The organism is Stenotrophomonas sp. (assembly GCF_036662295.1).
GTDB lineage: Bacteria > Pseudomonadota > Gammaproteobacteria > Xanthomonadales > Xanthomonadaceae > Stenotrophomonas.
Genome location: NZ_JAVWXA010000002.1, coordinates 32,136 through 48,550, shown reverse-complemented (window position 1 = coordinate 48,550; position 16,415 = coordinate 32,136). Strand labels below are relative to the sequence as shown.

15 protein-coding genes are annotated in these 16,415 nt (G+C 69.4%); 12 read left to right on the top strand and 3 right to left on the bottom strand.

Annotated features, from left to right (window positions below):
* Positions 1-4: 4 nt before the first annotated feature.
* Entirely contained in the window at positions 5-1,489 is a 1,485-nt protein-coding gene (locus RSA25_RS00770) for an AAA family ATPase (RefSeq protein WP_332807013.1), read from the bottom strand.
* Between the two features lie 130 nt (positions 1,490-1,619).
* Between RSA25_RS00770 and RSA25_RS00765 the strand changes: the two genes are divergently transcribed.
* The 9 genes from RSA25_RS00765 (at position 1,620) to RSA25_RS00725 (ending at position 10,687) form a co-directional block, all read left to right on the top strand.
* Positions 1,620-2,252, top strand: a complete 633-nt coding sequence (locus tag RSA25_RS00765) for a ParA family protein (protein ID WP_332807012.1) — start codon at positions 1,620-1,622, stop codon at positions 2,250-2,252.
* A 17-nt stretch (positions 2,253-2,269) separates the two neighbouring features.
* On the top strand, positions 2,270-2,746 hold the full coding sequence (locus RSA25_RS00760) for a histidine phosphatase family protein (RefSeq protein WP_332807011.1): 477 nt from the start codon (positions 2,270-2,272) through the stop codon (positions 2,744-2,746).
* Between the two features lie 3 nt (positions 2,747-2,749).
* Positions 2,750-3,352: a YceI family protein gene (locus tag RSA25_RS00755; RefSeq protein ID WP_332807010.1), complete on the top strand. Its 603-nt coding sequence runs from the start codon at positions 2,750-2,752 to the stop codon at positions 3,350-3,352.
* A complete protein-coding gene (locus RSA25_RS00750; RefSeq protein ID WP_332807009.1) occupies positions 3,349-5,433 on the top strand; it encodes a phospholipase D family protein in 2,085 nt (694 codons plus the stop codon). The genes RSA25_RS00755 and RSA25_RS00750 overlap by 4 nt, the downstream gene beginning before the upstream one ends.
* 26 nt (positions 5,434-5,459) lie before the next feature.
* Positions 5,460-5,897 (top strand): hotdog fold thioesterase, encoded by a 438-nt coding sequence (locus RSA25_RS00745; protein WP_332807008.1) that lies wholly within the window; start codon positions 5,460-5,462, stop codon positions 5,895-5,897.
* A 181-nt stretch (positions 5,898-6,078) separates the two neighbouring features.
* Positions 6,079-6,870: a lysophospholipid acyltransferase family protein gene (locus RSA25_RS00740; protein ID WP_332807007.1), complete on the top strand. Its 792-nt coding sequence runs from the start codon at positions 6,079-6,081 to the stop codon at positions 6,868-6,870.
* Positions 6,871-6,926: 56 nt separating this feature from the next.
* Positions 6,927-7,916 carry an alpha/beta fold hydrolase gene (locus RSA25_RS00735; RefSeq protein WP_332807067.1) on the top strand — a complete coding sequence of 330 codons (990 nt, stop codon included), beginning with the start codon at positions 6,927-6,929 and terminating at the stop codon, positions 7,914-7,916.
* An 81-nt stretch (positions 7,917-7,997) separates the two neighbouring features.
* A complete protein-coding gene (locus RSA25_RS00730; RefSeq protein ID WP_332807006.1) occupies positions 7,998-10,067 on the top strand; it encodes a tetratricopeptide repeat protein in 2,070 nt (689 codons plus the stop codon).
* Between the two features lie 8 nt (positions 10,068-10,075).
* Positions 10,076-10,687 (top strand): YbhB/YbcL family Raf kinase inhibitor-like protein, encoded by a 612-nt coding sequence (locus tag RSA25_RS00725; protein ID WP_332807005.1) that lies wholly within the window; start codon positions 10,076-10,078, stop codon positions 10,685-10,687.
* A gap of 180 nt (positions 10,688-10,867) precedes the next feature.
* Here the strand turns inward: RSA25_RS00725 and RSA25_RS00720 are convergent, their stop codons facing one another.
* Positions 10,868-11,707 carry an META and DUF4377 domain-containing protein gene (locus RSA25_RS00720; protein WP_332807004.1) on the bottom strand — a complete coding sequence of 280 codons (840 nt, stop codon included), beginning with the start codon at positions 11,705-11,707 and terminating at the stop codon, positions 10,868-10,870.
* Positions 11,708-11,778: 71 nt separating this feature from the next.
* Positions 11,779-12,573, bottom strand: coding sequence for an undecaprenyl-diphosphate phosphatase (locus RSA25_RS00715; RefSeq protein WP_332807066.1), 795 nt, complete (start codon positions 12,571-12,573; stop codon positions 11,779-11,781).
* A 221-nt stretch (positions 12,574-12,794) separates the two neighbouring features.
* Between RSA25_RS00715 and glnA the strand changes: the two genes are divergently transcribed.
* The 3 genes from glnA to amt all read left to right on the top strand — a co-directional run bounded on the left by glnA (position 12,795) and on the right by amt (position 16,314).
* On the top strand, positions 12,795-14,204 hold the full coding sequence (glnA, locus tag RSA25_RS00710; RefSeq protein WP_332807003.1) for a type I glutamate--ammonia ligase: 1,410 nt from the start codon (positions 12,795-12,797) through the stop codon (positions 14,202-14,204).
* Between the two features lie 316 nt (positions 14,205-14,520).
* Positions 14,521-14,859, top strand: coding sequence for a P-II family nitrogen regulator (locus RSA25_RS00705; RefSeq protein ID WP_332807002.1), 339 nt, complete (start codon positions 14,521-14,523; stop codon positions 14,857-14,859).
* A gap of 18 nt (positions 14,860-14,877) precedes the next feature.
* The gene (gene amt / locus RSA25_RS00700) at positions 14,878-16,314 is read left to right on the top strand and encodes an ammonium transporter (RefSeq protein WP_332807001.1); all 1,437 of its coding nucleotides are present in this window, start codon (positions 14,878-14,880) and stop codon (positions 16,312-16,314) included.
* The last annotated feature ends 101 nt before the right edge of the window (positions 16,315-16,415 follow it).

The window sequence follows — 16,415 nt, the reverse complement described above, 5'->3', positions numbered from 1 at the left end:
CGGCTTACTCGTCGGCGCTGACCGTGCGCCCGCGTGCCCACTCGCGCAGCGCGTTGACCTGCTCGGCCATCAGCACCGACAGCGGCCGGCTGCCGCGGATCTCGGTCATCAGCAGGTCGGTGTCCAGCACCCGGCCCTCGGCGTGCGCGGCATACAGCCCGGCCACCACCGCCTGCTCGATCTCGGCACCGGAGAAGCCGTCGCTGGCCGCGGCCAGGGCCGGCAGCGCGAAGTCGTCGGCGTTGAGCTGGCGCCGGCCCAGGTGCAGGCGCAGCAGTTCGACGCGGATGTTGGCATCGGGCAGGTCCACGAAGAAGATCTCGTCGAAGCGGCCCTTGCGCAGCAGTTCGGCCGGCAGCTCGTGCACCTGGTTGGCGGTGGCCACGATGAACACCGTGCCCTTGCGCTCGGCCAGCCAGGTCAGCAGGTGGCCCAGCACCCGGCGCGACACCCCGCCATCCTCGCCGCCACTGGCCAGCCCCTTCTCGATCTCGTCGATCCAGAGCACGCACGGGGCCAGCTGTTCGGCCGAGGCCAGCGCCTCGCGCAGGTTCTTCTCGGTCTCGCCGTGGTACTTGTCATACAGGCTGCCGAAATCCAGCCGCAGCAGCGGCACGCCGAAGCCGGCCGCGGTGGCCTTGGCCAGCATCGACTTGCCGCAGCCCTGCACGCCCAGCAGCAGCATGCCCTTGGGCGGGTCCAGCCCGGCCGGGCCCTGGCCGCCCAGGAAGATCGGCCGGCGCTGGTTGACCCAGCGCTTGAGCCGGTTGGCGCCTGCCACGTCGGCAAAGCGCGTGGTGTCGTATTCGTAGTGCAGGTGGCCGGCCCGGTTGAGCAGCTCGAACTTGAGCCGGGCCAGCTGCGGCAGGTCGTCCTGGCTGAGCGCGCCGTCGGCGAAGATCAGCTGCCGGGCGATCCGCCGCGCATCGACCATGCTCAGGCCACGCAGGTTGTGCAGGATCTTCTTGACCGCCTCGTTGTCCACCTCCACCCGGCGCCCGCCGTTCTCGCGGGCATAGGCCTCGGCCTCCTCGCGCAGCATCTTGAGCAGGGCATTGAGGTCGGGCAGGCGCGGGTTGAAGCGGGTGGCCAGCGCCTCCAGCTCGGCCGGCAGCTCCACCTTGGCCCCGATCAGCACCAGCACGTGGGCCTGGCAATGGCGGCGCTGGACCAGGTCGCGCAGCGCGCGCTGGTGGCTGGCATAGCCCAGGTAGGGGTGGAAATCGAGCAGCAGGTAGATCCCGCGCTGTTCGGCCTGGCGGATCATCTGCAGCGCCGCGCTGGCGTCCGGCGGGCCGACCGCGTCATCCTCGCGGTCCATGTCGATGCGGCGCAGGCCCTCGGTGATCGACCAGCGGTGCAGGGCACGCCAGACGTGCATCAGGGTCTGCCGGAACAGCTCCACGATGCGACCCTCGTCCTGGGTCTCGATGATGATCAGCGGGGTGTTGGCGCGGATCAGTGCGCTCAGGTCCTGTAACTCGCTCATGCCAGCTTGCAATCCTTTGGATCGCGCACGATAGCAAAGCGGCGCCCCGCGCAGGGGTTCAGCCGCGCGACTATCTCCGTCACGGACGGCGGTGTACGCTGCGGTGACGTTCCCCGGAAGCGAGGCTGGCATGAAGACGATCCTGGTAGCCGGTTCCAAGGGTGGGGTGGGCAAGACCACCGTCGCCACCCACCTGGCGGCGCATGCCGCATTGGACGGCCAACGGACCGTGCTGGCCGACGCCGACCCGCAGGGCTCCAGCACCCGCTGGGCACAGCGCCGGGCGAACCTGGAAAGCGCCGTGCTGCCGATCGACGTCTACCGCAGGAAAGCCTGGGAGAAGCTGGTCCCCGAGGGCACCGACACGGTCATCATCGACGCCCCCGCCGGCGCATTGGCCGACGATCTCGGGCACTTCCTGGAGGTTGCCGATGCCGTGGTGGTGCCGGTGCTGCCCTCGGCGCTGGACATCGAGGCCATCGTCGGCTTCCTCAACAGCCTGTCCAAGGTGCCCCGCGTGCACCGCCGCGCGCTGCCGGTGGGGCTGGTGCTCAACCGCACCAAACCGTGGACCCAGACCTCCCAGCAAGCCATCCAGATGCTGGCCGAATGGCCGTATGAGGTTGTCGCCCAACTGCGCGACAGCCAGAGTTACGTGGTGATGGTCGGGCTGGGACGCAGCCTGTTCGATTACCGCTCCGCGCAGGTGCGCGAGCACCAGAGTGACTGGGAGCCACTGTTGAAGTGGCTGAAGAAAGCCTGATCCGGAAGAGAGCCTTTATGCGAGAACTGATCCTGCTGCGCCATGCCCACGCCGAAGCCGCCAGTACCGGCCAGGCCGACCTGGACCGCCCGCTGTCCCCCATCGGCCTGGCCGAAGCGGAAGCGGCCGGCCGCTGGTTGAAGGAAAACAACCTGTTGCCCGACTGCGTGCTGTGTTCGCCCTCGCGGCGCACGCGCGAAACCCTGGAGGCCGTGCTGGGTATCACCGGTTTCGTGGAAAAGCGGCTGGAAGACACCGTCTACGAGGCCACCCCGGGCACCCTGATGGGCCTGATCGAGGCCCGCGGCGATGTCGACCGGCTGCTGGTGGTCGGGCACAACCCCGGCCTGGAGCAGCTGGTGGCACTGCTGAGCGAGGGCACCAGCAGCGACTACCGCGGCATGCCGCCGGGCGGCATCGCGGTGCTGTCCATCGACCGCGAGGCCAGCATCGAACCGGGCGTGGCCACCCTGACCGCCTTCTGGTGGCCGTAGCCCATGACGGCAGTGCGCACGCTGCTGGGTTGCCTGCTGGCACTGGCGTCCCACGCGGCCTGCGCTGAACCGCCGGCCCCGGCGCCGGCCACCGCCCCGCGCCAGGTGCTGGAATTCGACACCGCGCGCTCGCGCTTCGGTTTCGAGATCCGCACCCGGCTGGGGCAGCGCATCGAAGGCGTGTTCCCGCGCTTCGAAGGGCGCATCGAGGTGCTCTCCGACGGGCGCCACCAGGTGCACCTGCGGATGTTCACCCGCTATGTGGAAATCCCCGGCAAAGGCCGCTACACCGGCTGGATGCGCGGGGAGGAGTTCTTCGACTCGGCCCGCTACCCGGTGGTCGAGTTCGACTCGGTGCCCTACTGGCCCGAGGTGGTGGACAAGGGCGGCGGCGTGCAGGGCCGGCTGATCCTGCGTGGGGTGAGCCACCCCGAGACGCTTCGGGTGGAAGCGGCGGAGTGCCCCCGGGCCGGGTATGATTGCGACGTCGTCAGCCGAGGTACCGTGCAGCGTGGCCGGTATGGGATGGACAGCTGGCAGCTAGCATTGAGTGATCGAGTGACCTTTGTATTGCGCGCGCGCCTGAGCGAGGCGTCGAAACCGTGAACCCCTGGATGCGGCTGGTGGTACTGGCAACGCTGTTGCTGGGCAGTGGCTGTGCCTCGCTGTCCAACGCCCAGCGCGAGCGTGCCGCCGGGATCGCCGCGCAGGCCCGCTCGACCGTGGTCGACTGCACCCAGCCGGACCGCTGCGCGCTGGACTCGCCGCTGCGCGCCCTGGGCGGCAAGGCCTTCGCCGAATCGACCGAGGCCGCCCCGCGCCACTACGCCACCATCATCGACGAGGGCGAGGTCTCGCTGGTCGCCCGGCTCAACCTGATCCGCAGCGCCACCCGCAGCATCGACCTGCAGACCTACATCTTCGACAAGGACGACAGCGCCCGGCTGGTGCTGGACGAACTGCTTGCCGCCGCCCGGCGCGGGGTCAAGGTGCGGGTGCTGATCGACCAGCTCTCGGCCATCTCCGACCTGCAGATCCTCGGCGCCCTGGCCAGCAGCCACCAGAACTTCGAGCTGCGCGTCTACAACCCCACCTTCGGCAAGGCGCGGTTGAACTACTTCGACTACGCCGGCAGCGTGCTGTGCTGCTTCCGCCGCTTCAACCAGCGCATGCACAACAAGCTGCTGGTGATCGACGACGCGCTGGGCGTGGTCGGCGGGCGCAACTACCAGGACGACTATTACGACTGGGACAGCGAGTACAACTTCCGCGACCGCGACGTGCTGGTGGCCGGGCCGGAAGTGCGCGAGATGGCCACCAACTTCGATGCCTTCTGGCGCGCCCCGCGCAGTGTCCCGGCCGAGCGCCTCAACGACGTCGGCCGTACCCTGCTCGACCATGGCGCCCCGCAGATGCCGCCGACCGCCTACCGCCACCCCGAGCGCGTGGCGCGGGTCAGCGGGGAAGCCGACGACGGCGACTACATCGCCCGCACTTTCGTGGACACCGCCCTGCCGGTGGCCGCGGTGCGCTACGTGGCCGACCTGCCGCGCAAGCACCGGCGCGAGCGCGCCAGCCAGCCGGCCAATGGCCAGCACGTCACCGAGCCGCAGCTGGATGCGTTGATCGCCAGCGCCCAGCGCGAAGTGCTGCTGCAGACCCCCTACCTGGTGTTGTCCAAGCCGGCGCGCACCTTGTTCCGCACCCTGCGCAAGCGCGAGCAGCCGCCGCGCATCGTGGTCTCCACCAACAGCCTGGCCGCCACCGACAACCCCATCGTCTACGCGCTGTCCTACAAGTACAAACGCCGCAACATGCGCGAGCTGGGCTTCAACCTGTATGAGTTCAAGCCGTTCCCGCTGGATGCCCCCGTGGACTACCGCAACCTGTTGCCGGCCCCGCTGGGCGAGGCGCTGCCGTCGGACGGCAGGCGCAGCAGCCTGATCGGCGGCAGCGCGGCCGGCAGCAACGCCCGTGGGGGCGGCAGTCGCGGCGCGTCGCCCCGGCCGCTTGCCGATGCCTCGGCGGCGGCCGACGCCACCGCCACCGCCCCGGTCGAGGCCGCCCCGATCCGCCGCCAGCCCACGCCCGGCCCGGCCGCACGCCGCCGCAGCGATGGCAGCGTGGTGGAACGGCGCGTGCTGCGCGCCGAGACGCGCCCCTCGTTCCTGGGCACCAAGGCGGTCAACAAGCCGCTGCCGGTCACCCGCACCGGCGCGCGCATGGGCCTGCATGCCAAGTCGATGGTGGTGGATCGCCGCATCGGGGTGATCGGCACGCACAACTTCGATCCGCGCAGCGAGAACTACAACACCGAAGGCGCGGTCATCATCGAAGACCCGGTGTTTGCCGAGGCGCTGGCCCAGAGCATCCTGCGCGACATCCACCCGCAGAACTCCTGGACGGTGGCCCCGCGCACCAAGCCGCCGGTGCTGTCGGGCCTGAACTACAGCGTGGGCAAGGCCTCCGAGGCACTGCCGGTGCTGGATTTCTGGCCGTGGCGCTACGCCACCGATTACGAATTCCAGCCCGGGCCGGACTGTCCCGCGCCGCTGCGCCGCCAGCATGCGGACTTCCACAAGTGCTACGTGGCCGTGGGCGACTTCCCGGAAGTGAACGTCGGCCCCAAGTGGCTGCTGGTGCGCATGCTGACCGCCTTCGGCGCCGGCCTGGTGCCCATCCTGTAACGCCCTTCCACGCATGGAGACCCCGCATGGCCCAGGTATTCCGCGAAGCGGTGTCGATCCCGGCGCTCAACGCACTCAGCCGCAACACCCTGATCGAGCACCTGGGCATCGTCTTCACCGCCGCCGGCGAGGACTGGGTCAGCGCCACCATGCCGGTCGACCCGCGCACCCGCCAGCCGTACGGCATCCTGCATGGCGGCGCCTCGGTGGTGCTGGCCGAGACGCTCGGCAGCAGCGCCGGCAACCTGTGCGTGGATACCCGCGAGAAGGTCTGCGTGGGCCTGGAGATCAACGCCAACCACATCCGCGCCGTCCGCGGCGGGGTGGTCACCGGCACCGCGCGGGCGGTGCATGTCGGGCGCAGCACCCACGTCTGGGACATCCGCATCGAAGACGAAGCCGGCCGCCTGGTCTGCACCTCGCGGCTCACCCTGGCGGTGGTCCCGGCCGTCGTCCCGGGCTGACCGCGCCACGGCGTGGATGCTGTGTTGCGCCGGCCGCCACAGTGCGCCGGCGCACTGTGACCGGGCCGGCTGTGCCGTTGCCGGGCGGTGGCTTGACCGCCTGCGGCGGCTGGCCGTGGCTTGCCATCGATTTGTCCGTTTCCGGCTGGCAGACCCCGTCACGCTCGCGTATCGTGCGCGGATGAATTCCCCCACCCCGGCCTCACGTGGCGGCGTGGCGCGTGTGTGCCGTTACCTGTACCGCGTACCGCTGCTGCTGGTCCACCTGTTGCTGTTCCTGCCGATGTTGCTGATCGCCATGCTGCCGCCATGGGGACGCATGCGCGTGGGCTCGCGCCTGTTCGAGCACGCCGCGGTGAATGCCTGGTCCGGTGCGCTGATGTGGATATTCGGTTTCCGCCTCACCCGCATCGGCACGCCGTTGCCGGGCGCGGTGCTGTTCGTTGCCAATCACGTCAGCTGGGTGGACATCTCCGTGCTGCACAGCCAGCGCATGATGGGCTTCGTGGCCAAGCGCGAGATCGCCAGCTGGCCGGTGGTGGGTTGGCTGGCCGCGCGTGGGCAGACCATCTTCCACCAGCGCGGCAGCACCGAATCGCTGGATGGGGTCACCCAGCAGATGATCGAGCGCCTGCGCGAAGGCAAGGCGGTGGGCGTGTTCCCCGAAGGACGCACCCGTGGCGGTGAGGAAGTGGGCCCGTTCCATGCGCGCATCTTCCAGGCCGCCGTCGAGGCCCAGGTCCCGGTGCAGCCGGTGGCGCTGCGCTACGGCTGGCGCGGCGATGCCCAGACCATCGTCGCCTTCGGTCCGCGCGAGAGCTTCTTCGCCAATTTCCTGCGCCTGCTCGGTGAGCCGGCACGTCGCGCCGAGGTGCATTTCCTGGCGCCGATCGGGACCCACGACCTGGAAGGCCGTCGCCGCATCGCCGAAACCTCGCGCGCGCGCATCCTGGCGGCGATGTCCGCCGAGTAGTGGATGGCGGCCCTTCACGCGCCAGCGTCGCTACCGGGAGCAGGCTGCCGCCCATGTTGACCGCTGCCGATTACCGCCCGCCGCGCTGGCTGCGCAATCCGCACCTGCAGTCGATGCTCAGCTCAAGCCGCATGCGCATGCAGCGCGGCCTGACCCTGCTTGCCGCCACTGGCGCGATCACCGAGGAGGTCATCCTCGACGGTGGCCAGGGCGTGCGCCTGCAGGGTTGGCACAGCCACGTGGAGGGCCGCGCGCCGATCGGCATGGCGCTGCTGCTGCATGGCTGGGAGGGCAGCGCCGAGTCCAGCTACATGCGCATGACCGCCGCGCGCATGCTCGAGGAAGGCTATGACGTGGTGCGGCTGAACTTCCGCGACCACGGCAACACCCACCACCTCAACCCGGGCATCTTCCACTCCAACCGCATCGACGAAGTGGTGCACGCCGCCGGCGACATCGCCCGGCGCTGGCCGCAGCTGCCGCTGGTGGCGGCCGGCTATTCGCTGGGTGGCAACTTCGTGCTGCGCCTGGCCCTGCGCGCGCCCTCGGCCGGGGTGCCGCTGCGCCGGGTGGCCTCGGTGTGCCCGGTGCTGGACCCGGCCATCACCATGGAGAGCATCGAGAACGGCCCGGCCATGTACGACTGGTACTTCCGCCGCAAGTGGGCCGGCTCGCTGCGCCGCAAGCGCGACCTGTTCCCCGAGCTGAGCGACTGGGACGACCGCGTGCTCAAGCTGGACATCCGTGCGCTGACCGCCTGGCTGGTGGAGCACCACACCGATTTCGGCTCGCTGCAGGCCTACTTCGACGGTTACTCGATTGCCGGGGACCGCCTGGCCGGGCTGACCATCCCCGCCGACATCCTCATGGCCCAGGACGACCCGGTGATCCCCTTCGCCACGTTCAACGGCTGGCGCCTGCCGGCCCATGCCCACCTGGAGATCGCCCCGTGGGGCGGCCATTGCGGCTTCCTGGAAAACTGGCGCGGCGATGGCTTCTCCGAGCGCTGGGTGGCCCAGCGGCTGCGCGTGGAAGCCCTGCGCTGACCGCCCGCGCCGGCGGCGTCATGCCACGGTGCGGCGCGCGTGGTGCTCTACAATCGGGGTTTGACCGCACGCTGGACCGTCATGCAAGACACCATTCTCCAAGCCCTGCGCCGCAACGCGGCCGATGAGGCCGCGCAGCTGGCCCGCGAGTGGATCCAGGCCGAGCCGACGCAGCCACAGGCGCACCGCTGGCTTGCGCTTTCGCTGCAGCAGCAGGGCCAGTTCGATGCCGCCCTGGACAGCCTGCAGCAGGCGCTGGCGCTGGCCCCGGACAACCCCGACCTGCACCTGCAGCACGCCGGCCTGCTGCTGGCGCTGCGCCAGTTCGAGGCCGCCGGCTCGGCACTGGACCGCACCGCCACGCTCAATCCCAACGAGCTGTCGGCCTACCTGATGCAGGCGCACATGGCGCTGGCCCGCAACGACGTGGACGAGGCCGAGCGGGTTACCCGCACCGCCAGCCGCGTGGCCGAAGACCATCCCGAGCTGGCCGCGCTCAACGGCATGATCGCCCTGCGCCGTGGCGAGGGTGACCGCGCCGTGGCGCTGCTGTCGGCCGCCGCGCAGGCGCTGCCCAACGACGCGCGCGTGTTGTACGCGCTCGGCTTCGCCTACCTGGGCAAGGACATGCTGGCCTTCGCCGAACAGGCCTTCCGCCGCGTGCTCGACCTCAACCCGGCGGTGACCTCGCTGCACGCCCTGCTGGTGCAGCTGGCCCTGCGCCAGGGCAACACCGAGGGCGCGGCGGCCGCCATGCGCCAGATCCTGGCCCTGCCCGAGGGCGATACCCTGGCGATGCGCCGCCTGGCCGGCGAGCTGGAACTGCAGTCCGGGCAGCCGTTGCAGGCGCTGGAACAGCTGCTGCCGGTGCTCGAGCAGTGGCCGGCCGACCGCCAGACCCTGCAGATGCTGTTGATGGCCTGGCAGCGCCTGGGGCGCGAGCAGCAGGCCCGCGACACCCTCGATGCGCTGCTGGACACCCATCCGCAGCTGCACGACCTGTGGCTGGCCCGCCTGTCGATCGAGGCGGTGGGCAGTGCCGAGGCCGTTGCCGTGGCCGAGCGCTGGCTGCAGGCCATGCCCGCGCACCTGCCGGCGATGGAAACGCGCCTGCGCCTGCATGACATGGCCGGCGAGCACGACGCGGCCGAAGCGGTCGCGCGCCGCATCGTGGCCCTCGAACCGGGCCGTGCCAGTGGCGAAACCCGCATCGTCGAGGCGCTGATGGCGCGCGATCCGGCGGCTGCGGTCGCCCACGTCCAGGGCATCCATGACGCCGCCCAGGACGAGGCCAAATCCACGCTGCGCGCGTGGCTGGGGTCGGTGCAGCACGACGCCGGCCAGCACGCCGACGCCCTGCGCACCTGGGTGGGCCTGCACGTGGCCGAGGCCGGCCAGCGCCTGCCGCTGCCGCCGCAGGCCAAGGCGCCGCTGAGCTGGCCGGAGATGGGCACGATCGACCCGGCCAACACCGCCCGCCCGATGTTCGTGTGGGGCGCGCCGGGTTCGGGCGTGGAGCGGGTCATCGCCGCGATCGCCGCCGCCAGCCCGGTGCTGCGCGGCGACCGCTTCGGTCCCAACCCGCCCGACGATGCCTTCCAGAGTTACCACACCCTGCAGGACCTCTCGACCGGCAAGCTCAGCCCCGAGCGGCTGGTCGAACAGTGGCACGCCCAGCTGCCCTCGCGCGGCCTGGCCGACGCCAACCTGATCGACTGGCTGCTGTGGTGGGACAACGCGCTGCTCTGGGCGCTGCGCCCGCAGCTGCCCGAGGCGCGCCTGCTGGTGGTGCTGCGCGACCCGCGCGACATGCTGCTGCACTGGCTGGCCAACGGCGCCCCGGCACCGCTGGCGGTGACCTCGGTGGAGGAAGCCGCCGAGTGGCTGGCGCGCTCGCTGGCCCAGGTGGCCACCCTGCACGAGCAGGACCTGTACCCGCACGCGCTGGTGCGCATCGATGACATCGGCAACGACCCGGCCGTGATGGCGGCCCACCTGGGCCACCTGTTCGGCACGCGCTTCCCGCCGGCGGCCTCGCTGGGCCCGCCGCGCATGCCCAGTGGCGAGTGGCGCCTGTATCGCGAGCTGATGGCACCGGCCTTCGCGCTGCTCACCCCCGTCGCCGTCCGCCTTGGCTACCCGGAACAGTAAGGACTCCCATGCGCCTGACCAGTCACAGCCTCCACAACGGCCAGCCGATCGCGGCCGAGTTCGCCGCCGGCGATGCCAATGGCTTTGCCCCCAACCGCAACCCGCACCTGGCCTGGAGCGAGGTGCCCGAGGGCACCCGTTCGTTCGCGCTGCTGTGCGTGGACCCGGACGTGCCCACCGTGGCGGCCACGGTCGGTCGCCACGACTGCAGCATCCCGCGCGACCAGCCGCGTGCCGACTTCGTGCATTGGGCCCTGGCCGACATCCCGGCCAGCGTCCAGGCCATCGAGGCCGGCAGCTGCAGCGAGGGCTTCACCGTCAAGGGCAAGACCGCACCGGCCGGCCCCGCCGGCAGCCGCCAGGGCCTGAACGATTTCACCGGCTGGTTTGCCGGCAATGCGGACATGGCCGGGCAGTACCTGGGCTACGACGGCCCGTACCCGCCGTTCAACGACGAGCGCGTGCACCGCTATTTCTTCCGCGTGTTCGCCCTGGACGTGGCGCAGCTGACGCTGCCCACCCCGTTCACCGCCGCCGACCTGCACCGCGCCATGCACGGCCACGTCCTGGCCGAAGCGGCGCTGCACGGCACCTACACGTTGAACCCGGCGCTGGCGTAAACCCTCACCGGGTGCATCGCCCCACACCGGTAGTGCCGGCCGCTGGCCGGCTCCTCGGATATCGTCCCGAAGGTGCATGAAGAGCCGGCCAGCGGCCGGCACTACCCGGTAATGAGGAGCCGGCCAGCGGCCGGCACTACCCGGTAATGAAGAAGGGCGGCCATTGGCCGCCCTTCTCCATTACTTACCCACCGTCTCCGATTCGACCACCATGTCCAGCACATACGCCACCGAGGACGCGTCGGCCGGCGGGTTGGCGATCTTGTAGCGCTTCACGCGCACCACGTTGCGCACGCCATCCTCGTGGGTGTAACCCTCGATCGTGCCGTAGAAATTCTCGAACGCCCCCGGCGTGCCCTGCTTGAGGCCCTTGTCGTCGAATGCCACTTCACGGGTTTGCAGGCACTGCATGTTGGGAATCATCGGGTGCGAGCACGGCTTGGTCTGTGCGGCCACTTCGATGAACACCGTTTCGCCTTCGCCGCCATAGCGGGTCTCGGCGGTCGGCTCGGGCGTGAACACCAGCACGTCGCCGGCGGCGGTGCGCAGGGTCAGCTGGCCCTGGTTGGCCAGTTCGGCCTTGAGCGCGCCTTCCAGCCGCGTGCCCACGGCCTGGTCCAGCGCCATCAGCGCCTTGTCGGTGCAGGCCATCATGGTCGAGGCCATCGGCGAGACCGTCAGCGTGCCGCCATCCAGCGTGTAACCACCGCCCATGCGGTTGCAGGTGTTGCTGACCGACAGGCGACCGTCCTTGAAGTCCAGCGTGACCGGCTTGTCGGCCCGCGCGAACAGCGCATCCACGCGCTTGCCGCTGGCATCGGTGGCGCTGTCCAGCCGCCAGTGGTTGCCCTGCAGGCGCTGCACGTCCAACTGCGCGGCGGCCTTCTGGTCGGCGGCCGCGGTCGGGGCGGGGGCCAGTTCATCGCGGCCGGTGCCGGCCGGGGCCGTGGCGGACGGGTTGCTGCAGGCGGCCATCAGGGCCAGCGGCAGGATCAGCATCAGGGTGCGGGTGCGGTACATGGACATCTCCTTGGTAACCCGGGGAAAAACGCGGCACGGGCGGCATCGGGGTTGCCGCGGCCCGGCCGTGTTCAGTTGCCAGCAGGCAACCACAGCAGCAGGGCTGCGCCGAGCGCGATGCGGTAGAACGCAAACGCGGTGAACCGGTGCGACTTGATGTAGCCCAGCAGCCACTTCACTACGACGAAGCCGGTGATGGCCGCGGCAAGGAAGGCCACGCCCACGTCACCCCAGTTCTCGTTGCCGAGCTTGCCGTCCTTGGCCATCTCCAGGAACGCATAGGCGCTGGCGGCGAACATGGTCGGGATGCCGACCAGGAACACGAACTCGGTGGCCGCCGCGCGGCGGCTCAGGCCGAACAGCATGGCGATGAAGATCGCCGCCGCCGAGCGCGAGGTGCCCGGGAAGACGCCGGCCACCACCTGCGCCAGGCCCACCAGGATGGCGACCTTCCAGGTCACCTCGTCGCGGTCGGGCAGGCGCGCGCTGTAGGTTTCCACCAGGATCATCCACAGCCCGCCGATGATCAGCGCCCACGCCACCGGCGTGACCGTCTCCGGCAGTTCCCAGCCGGCCAGGCGCACCGGCAGGCCCACGATGGCGGTGACCAGGAACGCGGCCCCCAGCTTCATCACGTAGTCGCGGTTGGCGCGGTCGTGCAGGCCGGTGGCCAGCGACCACAGGCGCTGGCGGAACACCAGCGTGATGGCCAGGATCGCGCCGGCCTGGATCACGATGTTGAAGAAGTCCGAGCGCGCGCCCAGCCAGTGCTGGGCGATCAGCAGGTGGCCGGTACTGGAGATCGGCAGGAATTCGGTGAGGCCTTCAAGGATGCCCAGCAGGAGGGCGGAGAGCAGGTCGGACATCGGGGGCGGTGGCTCGGAAGAGATGAAATCGCGGTAGAGCATAAAACATCAAACGTCGCACCAAATGTGTGCGTGGTGCGGCCGTTGCACCATCGTGGTGCGCACCGTTCCCGCCCGTCGCCGCTGGGTGCCCTGAAAAATCAACAACTTGCGAGACGCCCGCGATTGGCACGGCGATTGCTCTATGTACCTACGCAATCATCCATCCGAGGGTTTCACCGATGTCCGTGGAAAACGTTGAGAAGCTGATCAAGGACAACCAGATCGAGTTCGTCGACCTGCGTTTCGTCGACATGCGCGGTATCGAACAGCACGTCACCTTCCCGGTGAGCATCGTCGAGCCGGCCCTGTTCGAAGAAGGCAAGATGTTCGACGGCAGCTCGATCGCCGGCTGGAAAGGCATCAACGAATCGGACATGGTCCTGCTCCCGGACCCGGCCAGCGCCTACATCGACCCGTTCTACGCCGACCCGACCCTGGTCATCAGCTGCGACATCCTCGATCCAGCCACCATGCAGCCCTACGGCCGCTGCCCGCGCGGCATCGCCAAGCGCGCCGAGGCCTACCTGAAGTCCTCCGGCATCGCCGAGCAGGCCTTCTTCGGCCCGGAGCCGGAGTTCTTCATCTTCGACTCGGTCCGCTTCGCCAATGACATGGGCCACACCTTCTTCAAGATCGATTCCGAAGAAGCGGCGTGGAGCACCGGCGACAAGTACGACGGCGCCAACAGCGGCTACCGTCCGGCGGTGAAGGGCGGCTACTTCCCGGTCCCGCCGACCGACTCGCTGCACGACCTGCGCGCTGAAATGTGCAAGACGCTGGAACAGGTCGGCATCGAAGTGGAAGTGCAGCACCACGAAGTGGCCACCGCCGGCCAGTGCGAGATCGGCACCAAGTTCAGCACCCTGGTGCAGAAGGCCGACGAACTGCTGCGCATGAAGCACGTCATCAAGAACGTGGCCCACCGCAACGGCAAGACCGCCACCTTCATGCCCAAGCCGATCGTCGGCGACAACGGCAGCGGCATGCACGTGCACCAGTCGCTGTCCAAGGGCGGCACCAACCTGTTCTCCGGCGACGGCTACGGCGGCCTGAGCCAGCTGGCGCTGTGGTACATCGGCGGCATCTTCAAGCATGCCAAGGCCATCAACGCCTTCGCCAACTCCGGCACCAACAGCTACAAGCGCCTGGTGCCGGGCTTCGAAGCGCCGGTGATGCTGGCCTATTCGGCCCGCAACCGCTCGGCCTCGTGCCGCATTCCGTGGGTGTCCAACCCGAAGGCGCGCCGCATCGAAATGCGCTTCCCCGACCCGATCCAGTCCGGCTACCTCACCTTCACCGTGCTGATGATGGCCGGCCTGGACGGCATCAAGAACCAGATCGACCCGGGCGCACCGAGCGACAAGGACCTGTACGACCTGCCGCCGGAAGAAGAGAAGCTGATCCCGCAGGTGTGCTCCTCGCTGGACCAGGCCCTGGAAGCGCTGGACAAGGACCGCGAGTTCCTCAAGGCCGGTGGCGTGATGACCGATGACTTCATCGATGGCTACATCGCGCTGAAGATGCAGGAAGTGACCCGCTTCCGCGCCGCCACGCACCCGCTCGAGTACCAGATGTACTACGCCAACTGAGCAACCGGTGGCGGTGACGAAGGACTTCCCTCCCACCTTCGTCACCGTCGCCGCCCTGCCGGCTGGGGAGCCGGGCAGGGCAGACGTCGCGCGGACCGTGGGTCCGCTGTACCACCAGGGGCAAGAGAGACCGGACGCGCGCATGGGCCCTTCCTCCCTCCCGCGTCACCCGTGCCGCCGCCCGTTGGGCGGTGACATCGGCGAGGCCCATGCATCGTTCGGCGCACCCGCAGGCGGCCATGTGCAAGTGGCCGCCCGCGGACCTGACACCGGCCGGCACCACGTCGCCGGTTCCATCCACCATCGGGACATGCGCATGAAACTGATCTCCGCCATCATCCGGCCGTTCAAGCTCGACGAGGTCCGCGAGGCCCTCTCCGACGCGGGCGTGTCGGGCATCACCGTGACTGAAGTAAAAGGCTTCGGTCGCCAGAAGGGCCACACCGAGTTGTATCGCGGCGCAGAGTACGTCGTGGATTTCCTGCCGAAGATCAAGATCGAAACCGTGGTCACCGACGACCGCCTGGACGCGGTGGTCGAAGCGATCCAGAGCGCGGCCGGCACCGGCAAGATCGGCGACGGCAAGATCTTCGTGACCGCGGTCGAACAGGTCGTCCGCATCCGCACCGGCGAAATCGGCGCTGACGCGCTCTAACCCCACTCGGAGCCCACAATGAAGACTTCTTTTTTCACCGGGTGGCAAGCCCGGTTCCATGCCGTGTGCCTGATGATGCTGCTCAGTGCGTTGGCCGTGGGTGCGTTCTCCGGCACCGCGCATGCGCAGGCCCAGGTCACCCCGGCCGAATCGGCCGAGGTGCTGGTTGAGCCGCTGCCGGTGGCGGCCGACGCCGCCGCTGCCCCGGTCGAGGCCACGGCGGTAGCCGCACCGGCCTTCGACCACGGCGACGTGGCCTGGATGCTCACCTCCACCCTGCTGGTGCTGCTGATGGTGGTGCCCGGGTTGGCGCTGTTCTACGGCGGCCTGGTGCGCTCCAAGAACGTGCTGTCCATTCTCAGCCAGATCCTGGTGGTGTTCTCGCTGGTGCTGATCCTGTGGGTGGCCTATGGCTACAGCGCGGTGTTCAGCGAGGGCAACGCGTTCTTCGGCTCGTTCACCGAGTTCGCCTTCCTGCGCGGCTTTGCGCCCGATTCGGTGGGCAACACGCCGATCAAGGGCCTGCCCGACTATCTGTTCGTGGCCTTCCAGTCCACCTTCGCCGGCATCACCACCGCGCTGATCGTCGGTGCGTTCGCCGAGCGCATCAAGTTCAAGGCGGTGCTGCTGTTCTCGGCGCTGTGGTTCACCCTGAGCTACATCCCGATGGCCCACATCGTGTGGGGCGGCGGCTATCTCGGCGAGATGGGCGCGATCGATTTTGCCGGTGGCACCGTGGTCCACATCAATGCCGGCGTCGCCGGCCTGGTGGGCGCCTACTTCGTCGGCAAGCGCATCGGCTACGGCCAGACCGCGCTGAAGCCGCACAACGTGCCGTTCACCTACATCGGCGCGATGCTGCTGTGGGTGGGCTGGTTCGGCTTCAACGCCGGCTCGGCCGCGGCCGCCGATACCGTGGCCTCGCTGGCGTTCATCAACACCATCCTGGCCACGGCGGCGGCGGTGTTGGGCTGGACGCTGGTCGAGGCGGTGAGCAAGGGCAAGCCCTCGGCACTGGGCGCAGCCTCCGGCGCGGTGGCCGGCCTGGTCGGCATTACCCCGGCATGCGGGACGGTCGGCCCGATGGGCGCGATCGTGATCGGCCTGGTCGCCGGCGTGGTCTGCGTGTGGGGCGTGACCGGTCTCAAGCGCCTGCTCAAGGTGGATGACACCGCCGACGTGTTCGGCGTGCACGGCATCGGCGGCATCGTCGGGGCGATCCTCACCGGCGTGTTCAGTGCGCAGTCGCTGGGCGGCACCAAGGCCGACCTGGACATCGGCCACCAGGTCTGGGTGCAGCTGGTCAGCGTGGGCTTCACCATCGTGTGGTGCGCGGTGGTCACCGTGGCGATCCTGCTGGTGGTGCGCCTGGTGTTCGGCCTGCGCGTGACCGAAGAGGCCGAGCGCACCGGCCTGGATGTCACCTCGCACGGCGAATCGGCCTACGAGGCCTGATCACCGCCATGAGGGTGTGCCGGCCGCTGGCCGGCAACCACAGAAAACACGAGAGAGAGACGCGTCACCTTCGCCGGCGGCCTTCGGGCCGCCGGTTTTTT

What these genes read in the sequence shown, in the direction of transcription:
- RSA25_RS00770 (WP_332807013.1), bottom strand. Translation starts at nt 1,489, where the DNA reads ATGAGCGAGTTACAGGACCTGAGCGCACTGATCCGCGCCAACACCCCG.
- RSA25_RS00765 (WP_332807012.1), top strand. Translation starts at nt 1,620, where the DNA reads ATGAAGACGATCCTGGTAGCCGGTTCCAAGGGTGGGGTGGGCAAGACC.
- RSA25_RS00760 (WP_332807011.1), top strand. Translation starts at nt 2,270, where the DNA reads ATGCGAGAACTGATCCTGCTGCGCCATGCCCACGCCGAAGCCGCCAGT.
- RSA25_RS00755 (WP_332807010.1), top strand. Translation starts at nt 2,750, where the DNA reads ATGACGGCAGTGCGCACGCTGCTGGGTTGCCTGCTGGCACTGGCGTCC.
- RSA25_RS00745 (WP_332807008.1), top strand. Translation starts at nt 5,460, where the DNA reads ATGGCCCAGGTATTCCGCGAAGCGGTGTCGATCCCGGCGCTCAACGCA.
- RSA25_RS00740 (WP_332807007.1), top strand. Translation starts at nt 6,079, where the DNA reads ATGAATTCCCCCACCCCGGCCTCACGTGGCGGCGTGGCGCGTGTGTGC.
- RSA25_RS00730 (WP_332807006.1), top strand. Translation starts at nt 7,998, where the DNA reads ATGCAAGACACCATTCTCCAAGCCCTGCGCCGCAACGCGGCCGATGAG.
- RSA25_RS00725 (WP_332807005.1), top strand. Translation starts at nt 10,076, where the DNA reads ATGCGCCTGACCAGTCACAGCCTCCACAACGGCCAGCCGATCGCGGCC.
- RSA25_RS00720 (WP_332807004.1), bottom strand. Translation starts at nt 11,707, where the DNA reads ATGTACCGCACCCGCACCCTGATGCTGATCCTGCCGCTGGCCCTGATG.
- RSA25_RS00715 (WP_332807066.1), bottom strand. Translation starts at nt 12,573, where the DNA reads ATGTCCGACCTGCTCTCCGCCCTCCTGCTGGGCATCCTTGAAGGCCTC.
- glnA (WP_332807003.1), top strand. Translation starts at nt 12,795, where the DNA reads ATGTCCGTGGAAAACGTTGAGAAGCTGATCAAGGACAACCAGATCGAG.
- RSA25_RS00705 (WP_332807002.1), top strand. Translation starts at nt 14,521, where the DNA reads ATGAAACTGATCTCCGCCATCATCCGGCCGTTCAAGCTCGACGAGGTC.
- amt (WP_332807001.1), top strand. Translation starts at nt 14,878, where the DNA reads ATGAAGACTTCTTTTTTCACCGGGTGGCAAGCCCGGTTCCATGCCGTG.